Origin of the sequence: Paraburkholderia sp. SIMBA_027 (genome assembly GCF_046535315.1) — a bacterium.
Classification (GTDB): Bacteria; Pseudomonadota; Gammaproteobacteria; order Burkholderiales; family Burkholderiaceae; genus Paraburkholderia; species Paraburkholderia tropica.
The window spans coordinates 1-239 of record NZ_JAWRWY010001530.1 but is presented as its reverse complement, the minus strand read 5'-3'; the positions used below and the strand labels follow the sequence as shown (position 1 = coordinate 239).

Sequence of the window (239 nt, the reverse complement as noted above, 5' to 3'; positions counted from 1 at the left end):
CGATGCGACTCACCCTTCGGCGGGCATGGCCCGCCGTACTTGGATTCGCCAAAATCCGTCAGCGTCTCGAGCGCACCCGCCGGCATTCGTCCCACATCTCCTGACGCCCCCTTCTGAATCGACGTTTCCGAAGGCGGAATATTGACGACTTCCCAATGCGTCCATCCGAGCCCTCCAGTCGGGGCATCAGGATCGTACATGGTGACGACGATGCTTCTTGTTCCGGGCGGAACGTGCGC

The 239-nt window shown here is 61.5% G+C and carries 1 protein-coding gene; it reads right to left on the bottom strand.

Features of this window, described 5'->3' with window-relative positions; all coding sequences use genetic code 11:
- On the bottom strand, positions 1–239 hold a 239-nt coding region (locus tag SB764_RS44305; protein WP_410867351.1), incomplete at both ends, for a YbhB/YbcL family Raf kinase inhibitor-like protein.